The 12,095-nt window shown below is 66.1% G+C and carries 9 protein-coding genes; 5 read left to right on the forward strand and 4 right to left on the reverse strand.

Features of this window, described 5'->3' with window-relative positions; genetic code table 11:
• Positions 1-36 precede the first annotated feature (36 nt).
• On the forward strand, positions 37-1,668 hold the full coding sequence (locus WHZ77_RS15825; protein WP_375314457.1) for a CTP synthase: 1,632 nt from the start codon (positions 37-39) through the stop codon (positions 1,666-1,668).
• 21 nt (positions 1,669-1,689) lie between these two features.
• On the opposite strand, the gene WHZ77_RS15830 is transcribed toward WHZ77_RS15825, so the two are convergent.
• From WHZ77_RS15830 to WHZ77_RS15845, 4 genes are all read right to left on the reverse strand, one after another.
• A complete protein-coding gene (locus WHZ77_RS15830; RefSeq protein WP_375314458.1) occupies positions 1,690-2,334 on the reverse strand; it encodes a class I SAM-dependent methyltransferase in 645 nt (214 codons plus the stop codon).
• Positions 2,335-2,444: 110 nt separating this feature from the next.
• Positions 2,445-3,821 (reverse strand): sensor histidine kinase, encoded by a 1,377-nt coding sequence (locus WHZ77_RS15835; RefSeq protein WP_375314459.1) that lies wholly within the window; start codon positions 3,819-3,821, stop codon positions 2,445-2,447.
• Positions 3,818-4,492 carry a response regulator transcription factor gene (locus WHZ77_RS15840; RefSeq protein ID WP_015685862.1) on the reverse strand — a complete coding sequence of 225 codons (675 nt, stop codon included), beginning with the start codon at positions 4,490-4,492 and terminating at the stop codon, positions 3,818-3,820. The genes WHZ77_RS15835 and WHZ77_RS15840 overlap by 4 nt, the downstream gene beginning before the upstream one ends.
• 119 nt (positions 4,493-4,611) lie before the next feature.
• A complete protein-coding gene (locus WHZ77_RS15845; protein ID WP_375314460.1) occupies positions 4,612-7,086 on the reverse strand; it encodes a tetratricopeptide repeat protein in 2,475 nt (824 codons plus the stop codon).
• Between the two features lie 196 nt (positions 7,087-7,282).
• Between WHZ77_RS15845 and WHZ77_RS15850 the strand changes: the two genes are divergently transcribed.
• From WHZ77_RS15850 to WHZ77_RS15865, 4 genes are all read left to right on the forward strand, one after another.
• Positions 7,283-7,609 carry an NIPSNAP family protein gene (locus tag WHZ77_RS15850; protein ID WP_375314461.1) on the forward strand — a complete coding sequence of 109 codons (327 nt, stop codon included), beginning with the start codon at positions 7,283-7,285 and terminating at the stop codon, positions 7,607-7,609.
• A gap of 124 nt (positions 7,610-7,733) precedes the next feature.
• Positions 7,734-8,597 carry a 3-deoxy-8-phosphooctulonate synthase gene (kdsA, locus tag WHZ77_RS15855; RefSeq protein WP_375314462.1) on the forward strand — a complete coding sequence of 288 codons (864 nt, stop codon included), beginning with the start codon at positions 7,734-7,736 and terminating at the stop codon, positions 8,595-8,597.
• Complete coding sequence (locus WHZ77_RS15860) at positions 8,597-9,808, forward strand: MFS transporter (protein ID WP_375314463.1); 1,212 nt, start codon at positions 8,597-8,599, stop codon at positions 9,806-9,808. Before kdsA ends, WHZ77_RS15860 begins: the two co-directional genes overlap by 1 nt.
• A 143-nt stretch (positions 9,809-9,951) precedes the next feature.
• Positions 9,952-12,045: a methyl-accepting chemotaxis protein gene (locus tag WHZ77_RS15865; RefSeq protein WP_375314464.1), complete on the forward strand. Its 2,094-nt coding sequence runs from the start codon at positions 9,952-9,954 to the stop codon at positions 12,043-12,045.
• Positions 12,046-12,095: the final 50 nt, after the last annotated feature.

Consider the following 12,095-nt stretch of genomic DNA (forward strand, 5'->3'; position numbering starts at 1 on the left):
GGCGAATCGAATTCGAGGGATTAGAGGTTAAGCCCCATGGCGCGGTACATATTCATCACCGGCGGCGTGGTTTCTTCGCTCGGCAAGGGTTTGGCTTCAGCGGCACTCGGTGCCCTGCTGCAGGCCCGGGGCTACAAGGTCCGCCTCCGCAAGCTCGACCCCTATCTCAACCTCGATCCCGGAACGATGTCGCCGTATCAGCACGGCGAAGTGTTCGTGACCGATGACGGCGCGGAGACGGATCTCGATCTCGGTCACTACGAGCGCTTCACCGGGCGGCCTGCGACCAAGCAGGACAACATCACCACGGGGCGCATCTACCAAGACATCATCTCCAAGGAGCGCCGCGGCGATTATCTCGGCGCGACCATTCAGGTGGTTCCGCACGTCACGAACGCCATCAAGGAATTCGTCCTCTCCGGCAATGACGATTACGATTTCGTGCTGGTCGAGATCGGCGGCACCGTCGGCGATATCGAGGGCCTGCCATTCTTCGAGGCGATCCGCCAGCTCAAGAACGAGCTGCCGCGCGATCACGCCATCTACATCCACCTCACGCTGCTGCCGTACATTCCGAGCGCCGGCGAGCTGAAGACGAAGCCGACGCAGCACTCGGTGAAGGAACTGCGCTCGATCGGCATCCAGCCGGACATCCTGCTTTGCCGCACCGATCGCGAGATTCCAAAGGAAGAGCGGCGCAAGCTGGGGCTGTTCTGCAACGTGCGCGAGAGCGCCGTGATCGAGGCGCGCGATGCCGACAGCATCTACGCGGTGCCTGAGGCCTATCACGTGGCGGGCCTCGATGACGAAGTGCTCGCGGCCTTCGGCGTCGAATCGCGAATCCCGCCGGTGCTCAAGAGCTGGCAGCAGATCAACGAGCGCATTCGCAATCCCGAGGGCGACGTCACCATCGCCATCGTCGGCAAGTACACCGGCATGAAGGATGCGTACAAGTCGCTGATCGAGGCGCTCTCGCACGGCGGCATCGCCAACAAGGTGAAGGTCAATCTCGACTGGATCGAGAGCGAGATCTTCGAGAAGGAAGATCCCGCGCCGTTCCTCGAGCATGTCAACGGCATCCTGGTGCCCGGCGGCTTCGGCCAGCGCGGCGCGGAAGGCAAGATCCGCGCGGCGCAATTCGCCCGCGAGCGCGACGTGCCGTATTTCGGCATCTGCTTCGGCATGCAGATGGCGGTGATCGAGGCCGCGCGAAATCTCGTCGGCATCGAGGAGGCCAACTCCACCGAATTCGGCCCGACCAAGGAGCCCTTGGTCGGCCTGATGACGGAATGGCTCCGCGGCAACGAGCTCGAGAAGCGCTCGCAGGCCGGCGATCTCGGCGGCACGATGCGCCTCGGTGCATATCCCGCGGCGCTGAGCCGCGGCAGCCGCGTCTCGCAGGTCTATGGCGGCGCGACCGAGATTTCCGAGCGTCACCGCCACCGCTACGAGGTCAATACCGCCTACAAGGACCGCCTCGAGCAGCACGGGCTGAAGTTCTCCGGCCTGTCGCCCGACGGCGTGTTACCTGAAATCGTCGAGTACGAGGATCACCCCTGGTTCATCGGCGTCCAGTTCCACCCCGAGCTGAAGTCGCGCCCCTTCGAGCCGCACCCGCTGTTCGCCTCGTTCATCCAGGCGGCGATGGTGCAGAGCCGGCTGGTGTAAGGCCCCAGTGCGCTGTTCTGGCTAGGCCTGCGAAAGCGTCGGCTCTGGCTCGACCGGCGTTGAGGCATCGGGCGCCGGCGATCTCGTGGCGAGCTTCATCTGTGGCCGTCGCGTCAACTTGTAGACGGCGGCTGGCGGCACATTGAGAATGGCGCGGTCCACGAGCGTTGCGCGCAGGCCCAGCCGGTCGAGCACGGGCCGCGGGACCGGGCAGCTCATGCCGTAGGTGAACTGATAGAAGGCGCCGCCTGGGCGGACATAGCTGAATGCACCGCCGATGATCGAGACGACCTTGCGCGTCGACATGTTGAGCAGCGGCAAGCCGCTGACGACGGCGCCGACGGGCGCGCCGTCGTAGAGGCGTTCCGTCGTCAACCGCCCCGCATCCATCCACAAGACGCGCGCATTGGGAAAGCGGATCTGCAGCAATTTCATGAAGTCGGAGCCGTATTCGATCAGCGTGAGGTCCTGCTGGCGCACGCCACGTTTGAGGAGCTTGTAGGTGAACGCGCCGGTGCCGGGGCCGAGCTCGAGAATTGGGCCGGTCGATGCGGTGATCTCGCGGGTGATGAGATCGGCCAGCGCTGCGCCCGACGGCGCGATCGCGCCCACCCGACGCGGGGCCGACAGCCAGGACAGGAAGAAGGAGAGGAAATCGTTGGGCATGTGCACTCCGGCATCTTGGTTGTGCCTCGCCAATCAGAGGTGAGGCAGTCGAAGAGTCGCCGGAGTGCATTGCGACAGCATTGCGCTTGGGATGCCGAGGTGAAATTGAATCAACTGTGCCGGGTTGGCGGCAGAGAGATCCTGAAGCACGTGCCGCCGCCTCGACCGTCCGCAACCGAGACGTAGCCGCCATGCAGCAGCACGATCTCGCGCACCATGTTGAGGCCGAGGCCGGCGCCGCGATCGAGCGGTGCGAGCCGATAGAAGGGCTCGAAGATCTGCTCGCGCTGATCGGCCGGAATGCCCGCGCCTTCGTCCGAGACTTCGATGCTGGCGGGGCCAGCCACGCGAATCCCGATCGTGCCGCGGCGAGGGCCGTGCTGAATCGCATTCTGCACGAGGTTGGTCAGCGCGCGCTCCAGCGCGGCTGCATCGCCCATCGTCTCGATTGGGGTGGCCGGTGCATCGAGCGCCAGCTCGTAGCCTGCGGCGATCGCGAGCGGCGCGAGGTCGGCAGCCGCGCCCTGCGCGATCCGGACGAGGTCGACGCGCGTGAACGGATGGCCGCAGCGGTCGAGCCGCTGGATGTCCAGCAATTGCTCGGCAAGCGTTGCCAGCCGCGCGGAGTCCTCCAGCAAGCGGGTCTTGTCCGGCCCAGGGGCAAGCGATTCCAGCCGCGTGTTCAAAATCGCGATCGGCGTGCGCAGCTCATGCGCGGCGTCGGCGACGAAACGCTTGTGGCGGGCATAGCCCTGGTCGAGCCGCGCAAGCGCGTCGTTGACTGCAGTCACGAGCGGCACGACCTCCAACGGAATCCGGTCCACCGACAGCCGCGCACCGCGTTGCTGGATGTCGATCCGCCGTGCCTGGTCCGCCGTGGTATCGAGGCCTCTGAATGCGCGCTGCACGATCATCGGTGTCGCGATGAAGGTTGCCGTTCCCATCAGGAGCAGGCCGGGCAGGGCGATGCCGAGAAACGCAAGCGAGGTCATGACCAGCGCCTTGGTGCCGGTCAGCCGTCCTTGCGTCGCCGTGATGATCTGCACGTTGCCGGCCTCGGTGTCGACGCGCTTCAGCCGCGCCGCCGGCTTGCGCGGATCGTCCTCGAAAAGCTGCCAGCCGAGCCGCGCCTGGCTGATCTGGTCGAGGCCGCCGCCGATCGCTGCGAATTCGGCGGGCACGGCACCTTCGGCAAGTGAATGTCCCTGGCGGTCGCGGACCAGGAACCAGAGGTCGGGAGTTTCGCTACGCAATTGTTTCAGGTCCGACGTCGGCCGGAGGGTCAGGCCACCTTGCGCGTCCCGCGCGAGCGCGCGCTGAACCAATTCGATCACGCGATCCTCGTCGCGCTCGGCGAGCACGAAACCGGACGTGCACAATGCTCCGACGACGACGGCAACGAGCGCGAGAAGCAGCGCGGCCTGGAGCGAGAGCAGGCGCCAGCTCAGCCGCGAGCGCAGGCAATAGGCATCGTCGTGCTTGCTCATGGCAGCTTCTTCAGGAGATAGCCGACGCCGCGAATGCCGTGGATCTCGACACCGGCGTCCGCCTCGGCGAGCTTGCGGCGCAACCGCGAGATATGCGTGTCCAGCGCGTTCGACTGGACTTCGTCGTCGAAATTGTAGACCGCCTCTTCCAGTGCCGAGCGCAGCACGGTTCGGCCCAGGCGGCGGATCAAGGCTTCTAGCACCAGCAGCTCTCGGCGCGGCAGCTCGAACGGCTGACCGTCGATGCTGGCCTCGCGATGGCCGAGTTCGAAGGCGAGGCGGCCGGCACGAATGATGTCAGGAGAAAGGCCGGCAGGCCGCCGCAGCACGGCGCGCAGCCGTGCCAGCAATTCCTCGACGGCGAACGGCTTTGCCAGATAGTCGTCGGCGCCGCTGTCGAGCCCGGCGACGCGGTCGGCGAGTTCACCACGTGCGGTTAGGACGATGATCGGCACGCCGCCGGCACGCGCTCGAAGCTTTGGGATCAGGGCGAGCCCGTCGCCGTCGGGGAGCTGGCGGTCGAGCAGGACGGCGGCATGGACATCGGCGGAAATGGCCTCTTCTGCTTCCGCAAGCGTGGGAGCGTGGTCCACTACCATGTCGTAGCGCTTCAGCGCAGACGCCAGCGCACAGGCCATCTCGGCCTCGTCCTCGACAAGCAGAATCCGCATGATCCGGTACCTCGGCCTTGGTGGAGGCACTCTACCGCCTGTAACATTGCGGCAGCATTGCGGGAACCGGCTGCGACCAGGTGGAACGCAGCCATGCACTTGCAAACCGATATCGTCGGCTAACCTTGGGAGACGTTGCCCGCCCGGACCGCAAAGCTCCGCGGCGGCTCGCCGCGCTGGGCAATCTCCCACATCCGCAAGTAGGCCGCCTCGATGTGGCGGCAGAAGCGATCGGTGTCGAACAGCGGCTGGGTGAGGCGGTTGGCGGCGAGCCGGTCGCGGACTTCGCCGAGACGCGCGGGGTTCGTGGCAAGCTGCGAGGCGAGCGTCTCGTAGTCCGCAGTGCTCTCCGTCACCAGCTCTGGCAGTCCGACGGCGTTCAGCAGGCTTGCGCCGACGCGGCCGGCGAAGCCTTCGCCGAGCTGCGTCACTACGGGCAGGCCGGCCCAGAGCGCATCGCTGGCGGTGGTGTGGGCGTTGTAGGGCAGCGTATCCAGAAACAGGTCGGCGAGACTGTGCCGTGCCAGATGATCCTCCGGCGGCAAGGGCGACGCGAAGACGAGGCGCGCCGGAAGGACGCCGCGCTTTTCGGCCTCCTGACGCAGGTTTTGCATCGTCGGCGCATGATCGCCGAGGAGCCACAATACGCTGCCCTCCACAGTGCTGAGCAGCCGCATCCAGACGTCGAACGTCTCAGGCCCGAGTTTCCAGCTCTGATTGAAACAGCAGAACACAAAGCCCTGTTCGGGCAGTCCGGCGTCCTGGCGCCTCAGTGTCTGCGCCGCGATGCGCCGCGCGCTGTCGTTGACCTGGTAGGAATAAGGCAGGTGGACCAGCTTCTCCGTATAGAACGCCTGGTGCGCGAACGGCGCGACCGTCTCGTCGGCGATGACATAGTCGATGAACCCGGCGCCGGTGGTGCCGGGATAGCCGAGATAGCTGACCTGAACCGGGGCAGGGCGGTGTGCCAGGATCTCGAGCCGGGCATCCTTGGTATGCCCTTTGAGGTCGACGAGGATATCGATCTCCATCTCGTTCAGCATGCGCGCGACCGCTTCATCGCTCATCGCCCGGATATCGCAGAAGCGATCGAAGGCAGCAACGAGACGCTGTCGATAGGCGCTGCCGTCATCCGGCCCCGACGAGACCGCGATGATCTCGAACCGCGAGCGGTCGTGCCGTTCGAACAATCCCGCCATCAGATGCGCCGTGGCGTGGTTGTGGAAGTCGGCCGAGAGGTACGCGACGCGGACGCGATCGTGCCGGCGGATCGCGCCGGTCCAGAGCGGCGGCGCCCGCGGCACCAGGTTTCGCGTGCTGCGCAGTTGCAGGTCCATGTCGCCGGTGTAGCCGAGCAGGGTGAAGGGCATCACGCCAGGCTTGCCGGTCCTGATCCGGTCGATTGCGGCACCGGCGAGCTCGTTCCTGCGGTCCCAGTCGCAGAGCGCGCCGGCGCATAGCATCATACCGCCGAGTGCATTCGGGTGGTCCGGCGCCAGCACATGCGCGCGCGAAAAACTGTCCAGCGCCTGTTCGAACTGCTTGAGCTCCTGAAGCGCGACGCCGCGGCTGTTGAGCGCATCGATATAGTCGGGCTTGAGCGCGACGGCCCTGTCGAGGCTCGCCAGCGCCTGCCTAAACTTGTTCTGCTCCATCAGCACGCAGCCGATGTTGTGATGGGCCTCGACGAAGTCGGGCGCAATCGTCACCGCACGGGCGAGGCTCTTCAGCACCTCCTCGTGCCGCTTCATCTCCAGCAGCGCGATGGCGCGGTTGTTGTGGGTATCGGCGTGATCGGGCCGGAGCGCCAGCGCGGCATCGAAGCTAGCCATTGCGTCGTCGAGCCGGCGCAGGCGCTGAAGCACCACGCCGCGATAATTGTGGACCTCGGCAAAGTCGGGCGAGAGCGCCAACGCTTGGTCGTAGGCGGCGAGGGCCTCGTCGAGCCGCCCCAATTCCTGAAACGTGATGCCGCGGTTGTAAAACGCCTCGGCGTAAGACGGATTGAGCGCCACGGCCCGGTCGAAGCACGCGATGGCGTGGTCGAACAGCCGCATCTGCTGCTGGAGCACACCGCAATTGTTCCAGGCCTCGGCGAAGTCGGGCTCGAGCGCCAGCGCGCTTTCGAAGCTGCCGAGTGCGTCGTCGAACCGGCCGAGAGCTTTCAGGACCAGGCCACGATTGTAAAAGATGTCCGCATGCTCCGGGAGCAACGCCAGCGCCTTGTCGTAGCTCGCCAGCGCCTCGCCATATCGCTGCAGCTCCTGCAGCGTGGTCGCGTGGTAGAGGAAGTAGAGCGGATCGGTGCGCTTGAGCTTGATGGCCTTGCCGAGCAGATCGAGCGCGACGTCGGCGCGTCCGGCCTGGCGCGCGAGCAGGGCCAGATGATAGAGCGCGTCCGGATGATTGGGCTGGTTGGCGAGCGTTTGCCGATAGCAGGCTTCCGCCTCCGTCAGCCGGCCCGCCTGATGATGCCAGATTCCGGCTTCGAACTGTTCGGCGGCGCTCGTGCTGAGCGCGCTCGTGAAGCTCGTTGCCTGACCGGGCGAAATCTGCCCGCGCCTGGCCGCAGACCGGCGCTCACGGCGATTCATTCAGGGGCCCCTGACGGAATTTTGCGATTGCCGGCGTTTGGCGCCGACCTCTCCGCATGGTGAAGACCTCCCAAGCCGAGCCTCTTGAGAATATTTCCGATGCATGTCACGACGGTGACTGGTTGGCGTTCAGGCGCTCGCGTTCACTCACCCGGCCGCGCCAGATGGCCGCACGACAAAATCAGGGAGACCACCGATGATCTACGAAATGCGCGTCTACCGCTGCGTGCCCGGCCGCTTGCCGGCGCTCTTGAAGCGGTTCGAGGCGGTGACGCTCAAACTGTGGGAAAAGCACGGCATCAAGCAGGCCGGCTTCTTCACCACGCTGATCGGTGAATCCAACCAGGAGCTGACCTATTTCCTCGCCTGGGACTCGCTCGCCGACCGCGAGAAAAAGTGGACGGCGTTCCAGAGCGATCCGGACTGGATTTCCGCACGGGCGAAGACCGAGGAAGATGGCCAGATCGTCGCCAACATCGTCAGCCAGATCCTGACGCCGACCGCCTTCTCGTCGGTCAAGTAGCGACTATCGGTACCGGGCGCGCCGGGGGCCCCCGGCGCAACCCTGATATTCTGACAGCCCGGGCCGAATGGGGTTGATCCGCCCCTCATCGCAGCTATGGTCGCGGCGAAACGAGGGAATTGCCTTGAGCTCTCCAGCATCGGCGGCGCCGGTCGTCACCATTGGCACGGTCAAGTTCGGCAATGATCTGCCGATCTCGATCATCGCAGGACCCTGCCAGCTCGAAAGCCGCCAGCACGCGCTGGAGGTGGCCTCCGGGCTGAAGGAGATCGCCGCGCGGCTGAAGGTCGGGCTCGTCTACAAGACCTCGTTCGACAAGGCCAACCGCACCAGCGCATCCGCTGCGCGCGGCCTCGGCCTTGCGCAGTCGCTGCCGATCTTCGCCGAAATCCGTTCCTCGCTCGGCCTGCCGGTGCTGACCGATGTGCACGATGCCGCGCAGTGCGCCGAGGTGGCGCAGGCGGTGGACGTCCTGCAGATCCCGGCCTTCCTGTGCCGGCAGACCGACCTGCTGCTCGCGGCCGCCGCGACCGGCAAGGTCGTCAACGTCAAGAAGGGGCAGTTCCTCGCGCCCTGGGACATGGCGAATGTCGTGGCCAAGATCACCAGCGCGAACAATCCCAACGTGCTCGTCACCGAGCGCGGCGTATCCTTCGGCTACAACACGCTGGTCTCCGACATGCGTGCGCTGCCGATCCTGGCGCGCACCACCGGCGCGCCGGTGATCTTCGACGCGACCCATTCGGTGCAGCAGCCGGGCGGGAAGGGCGCGTCCTCCGGTGGCGAGCGCGAATTCGTGCCGGTGCTCGCACGCGCGGCTGTCGCGGTTGGGGTTGCCGGCGTCTTCATCGAAACCCATCCCGATCCCGACCGTGCGCCGTCGGACGGCCCCAACATGGTGCCGCTGCGCGAGTTCGAAGGACTGATCCGCAACCTGATGGCGTTCGACGCGCTGGCCAAGAGCACGTCAAAGAGCACCACGGGCTGATGCAGCAGCCTGTGGTCAGGCCGTCCTCCGAGCAGACGTTTCCGCCCGCGATCAATATTATCGCGCTCGCCGGCTTCTCGGCGGCGTTGTCGACGCGGGCGCTCGATCCGGTCCTGCCGCATGTCGCGGACGACTTTGCGATCAGCATCACGACGGCCGCGAGCATCGCGGCCGGCTTCGCGTTGATCTACGCCCTGGTTCAGCCGGCGATCGGCGCTGCCGCCGATCTGTTCGGCAAGGCGCGATTGATGACAGCATGCCTGGCGCTGCTCGGCGTCGCATGTATTCTGGGCGCGCTCGCCACGTCCTTCTCGGCCCTGTTCGCGACCCGCATCCTTGCCGGCATCGCCTCCGGAGGTGTGTTTCCCGTTGCGCTCGGCCTGACCGCCGACCTCGTCGCGCCCGCCAAGCGGCAGGTCGCAATCGGACGCACGATGGCGGGGTCGATGACCGGCAATCTGCTCGGGGCATCCGCCAGTGGAATCATCGGCGATCTCATCGGCTGGCGCGGCGTGCTGGTGACCCTTGGCGCCCTTGGCCTGATTGCGGCCGTCGCTGTGGCGGCAGGCTTTCGCGGCGCCGCGCTGACACCGCCGCCGAAGACCGACCTGAAAACCCTGCGGCAGGGCTATCGCACCATCTTCGCCAATCCCAACACGCGCTACTGCTACTCGGCCGTCTTCGTCGAAGGCTGCTGCGTGTTCGGCCTGTTCCCCTTCATCGCCGCGTTCCTGTTCGATCTCGGCGAAAAATCATTGTCGATCGCTGGCATCGTGATCGCGGGGTTTGCAGTCGGCGGGTTGCTCTACACCTTCACCGTCTCGCGCATGCTGCCGCGGCTCGGCGTCAAGGGGATGATGATCGCAGGCGGCTGCCTAGTGGCCTTGCAGCTCGGTGCGCTCGCTTTCGGTCCGGGCTGGAAGCTGCAATTCGTCAGCCTGCTGGCGATGGGCTTTGGCTTCTACATGATCCATGGCTGCCTGCAGGTGTTCGCCAGCGAGCTGTCGATCGGGGCGCGGGCGACGGCGATGTCTCTGCATTCGTTCTTCTTCTTCATGGGGCAAACCGTCGGCCCGCTCGCCTATGGCCTGGGCCTGCAGCATGGCGGGAAGATGCCGACGTTGCTCGCGAGCGGTGCGATCATGGTGGTGCTGGGCCTCGTCTGCGCGCGCCTGTTGAAGCAGCGGGCACCGTCGGACGCACGAGCCTGACGAAAGTATGGAATTACCGATTCTCCGTAGTTTCACCGGGAAAAAACGGTAGTCAGTCATTTCAATCTTAAATCAAACCTCACCGTTCGCTCCGTAGGTTGCCGGTGAACCGCGACTTGGCGGCAACATCTGTGGATCAGTCGATGCAAAAGCAGCGTTCGGTCGCCCGTATCCTCGGGGCGGTGGTCGGGTCTCTCGGTCTCGTCCTTATCGTCATCTGCGCCTACGCGCTGAGGCTGGCGGTTGCGCGCTATTCGGACAGCAACCGGATCGTCTCGCTCGCGGTCGCCAGCCGCGACCTGACCGACACGCTGGTGATCTTTCGCCTGGAGCGCGGCGACACGCTGAGCTATCTGGCGGCGGCCGCACCCGCGCCCGACAGCGTCATGACCAGCCTCGCCGGGCAGCGGGCCACGGTGCAGAAGAATTACGCGCAGGCCTTGCAGAGCCTCACCTCCGTCGAAGCACCGGGGCTTGCCGAGAAGCTCGACAAGCTCCGCGCTATCTGGGCCCAGCTCGAAGAGCTCCGGCCGCGCGCGATCATCGCTCTGAAGCAGGAGAAGGGGGCGCGTGAGGCCAGCCTGACACCGAGCTGGGCCAGGATCAGCGACGCCTACATGGATGCGATCGGCGACGTCACCGCCCATGTCGACAACGCAATGACGCTGATCGACCCCGTGGTCGATCGCCTTCTGATCGCCAAGCAGGCGTCCTGGCAGGCCCGCGCCAATGCCGGCCAGACCATTCTCGTCCAGTTCTCCTCGATCCTCGCCAACAAGACATGGACGGCAGCCGACGGCGTTGCCTTCGCCGATCTGCGCGGCCGCATCCAGCAGTCCTGGCTGGTGGTGCGCGACCTCAGCCCGAACGTCGCCTCGCCCGAACTGCTGCAGGCGATCCGTAACGCCGAGCCGGAAATCTCCGGCGCTCTCAGCGACGAGCGCAACGCGATTACTGCCAAACTGCTCGCCGGTGAGCCCGCCGGCGTCGCCGGCATCGACTACCGCGATCGCCAGCTGGTCGGCGCCAACAATGTCGTCATCGTCACGCAGACCGCGCTCGCCAACATGATCTCGCGGGCCGAGGATGGCGCCTCGCGCGCCCGCTTCAGCCTGATCCTGTTCGGCCTGCTGGTGCCGGCTTCGCTCGCGCTGACCGTCGGCGGACTGATGCTGATGCGCAACCGCGTCACGCGGCCGTTGACCGCGATCACCGGCGTGATGACCCGCTTCGCCGCGCATGATTTCGCCGGCGAGGTGCCGGGCCTCGACCGCAACGACGAGATCGGCCGCATGGCCGCGGCTCTTCAGGTGTTCAAGGAGGCCATGATCAACGCCGAACGCCTGTCCGGCAACCAGGCCGCCGAGCGCGCCGACAAGGAGAAGCGCGCGTCCGAATTGTCCGGCCTCGTGCGGCAGTTCGAGGGCCGGATCGGCCAGATGGTGCAGGCGCTGTCGAGCGCCACGGGCGAGCTGGAGACGACGGCGCGCTCGATGTCGGGCACCGCAGCCGAAGCCCAGACCCAGGCCGGCTCGGCCTCGACGCTTGCCGACCAAGTCGGCGGCGGCGTGCAGACCGTCGCAGCTGCGGCGGAGGAGCTCAACGCCTCGATCCGCGAGATCAACCGCCAGGTCGAGCAGGCGACGCGCGCCACGGAGCAGGCGGTCGTCACCGTCAAGGAGACCGACAGCACGATGCGCGCGCTCGCCGACGGTGCCGGTCGCATCGGCGAGGTCATCGGCCTCATCACATCGATCGCCGGTCAGACCAACCTGCTGGCGCTGAACGCAACCATCGAAGCGGCGCGCGCCGGCGAATCCGGGAGGGGCTTCGCGGTCGTGGCGAGCGAGGTGAAGAACCTCGCCTCGCAGACCGCGAAAGCCACCGAGGAGATCAGCGCCCAGATCACGGAAATCCAGGGGGCGACGCAGAAGGCGGTCTCGGCGATCGACGGCATCGTCAAGACCATCGAGGAAGTCTCCAGCATCAACCGCGTCATCGCCGCCGCCATCGAGGAGCAGAACAAGGCGACCGCCGAGATCGCAAACACAGTGCAGCACACGGCGGAGGCGACTTCGACCGTGACACGCAACATCGCGACGGTGTCGTCGGCCGCGAACGAGACCGGCCGCGCCGCATCCGGCGTGCTGAAGGCCGCCGCGAACCTTTCGGGCCAGTCGACCTCGCTGACCTCCGAGGTCGAGGGATTCATCAGCAAGGTGCGTGCGGTGGCATAACGCGCCGGCGACACGACCAATTCGACAGGCCGTCGCGGCCTCCGGCTTCT

The sequence above is a fragment of the Bradyrhizobium sp. A5 genome (assembly GCF_042076515.1).
Taxonomy (GTDB): domain Bacteria; phylum Pseudomonadota; class Alphaproteobacteria; order Rhizobiales; family Xanthobacteraceae; genus Bradyrhizobium; species Bradyrhizobium cosmicum.

What these genes read in the sequence shown, in the direction of transcription:
- WHZ77_RS15840 (WP_015685862.1), bottom strand. Translation starts at nt 4,492, where the DNA reads ATGCGGATTCTGCTTGTCGAGGACGAGGCCGAGATGGCCTGTGCGCTG.
- WHZ77_RS15835 (WP_375314459.1), bottom strand. Translation starts at nt 3,821, where the DNA reads ATGAGCAAGCACGACGATGCCTATTGCCTGCGCTCGCGGCTGAGCTGG.
- WHZ77_RS15860 (WP_375314463.1), top strand. Translation starts at nt 8,597, where the DNA reads ATGCAGCAGCCTGTGGTCAGGCCGTCCTCCGAGCAGACGTTTCCGCCC.
- WHZ77_RS15850 (WP_375314461.1), top strand. Translation starts at nt 7,283, where the DNA reads ATGATCTACGAAATGCGCGTCTACCGCTGCGTGCCCGGCCGCTTGCCG.
- WHZ77_RS15830 (WP_375314458.1), bottom strand. Translation starts at nt 2,334, where the DNA reads ATGCCCAACGATTTCCTCTCCTTCTTCCTGTCCTGGCTGTCGGCCCCG.
- WHZ77_RS15845 (WP_375314460.1), bottom strand. Translation starts at nt 7,086, where the DNA reads ATGAATCGCCGTGAGCGCCGGTCTGCGGCCAGGCGCGGGCAGATTTCG.
- WHZ77_RS15865 (WP_375314464.1), top strand. Translation starts at nt 9,952, where the DNA reads ATGCAAAAGCAGCGTTCGGTCGCCCGTATCCTCGGGGCGGTGGTCGGG.
- WHZ77_RS15825 (WP_375314457.1), top strand. Translation starts at nt 37, where the DNA reads ATGGCGCGGTACATATTCATCACCGGCGGCGTGGTTTCTTCGCTCGGC.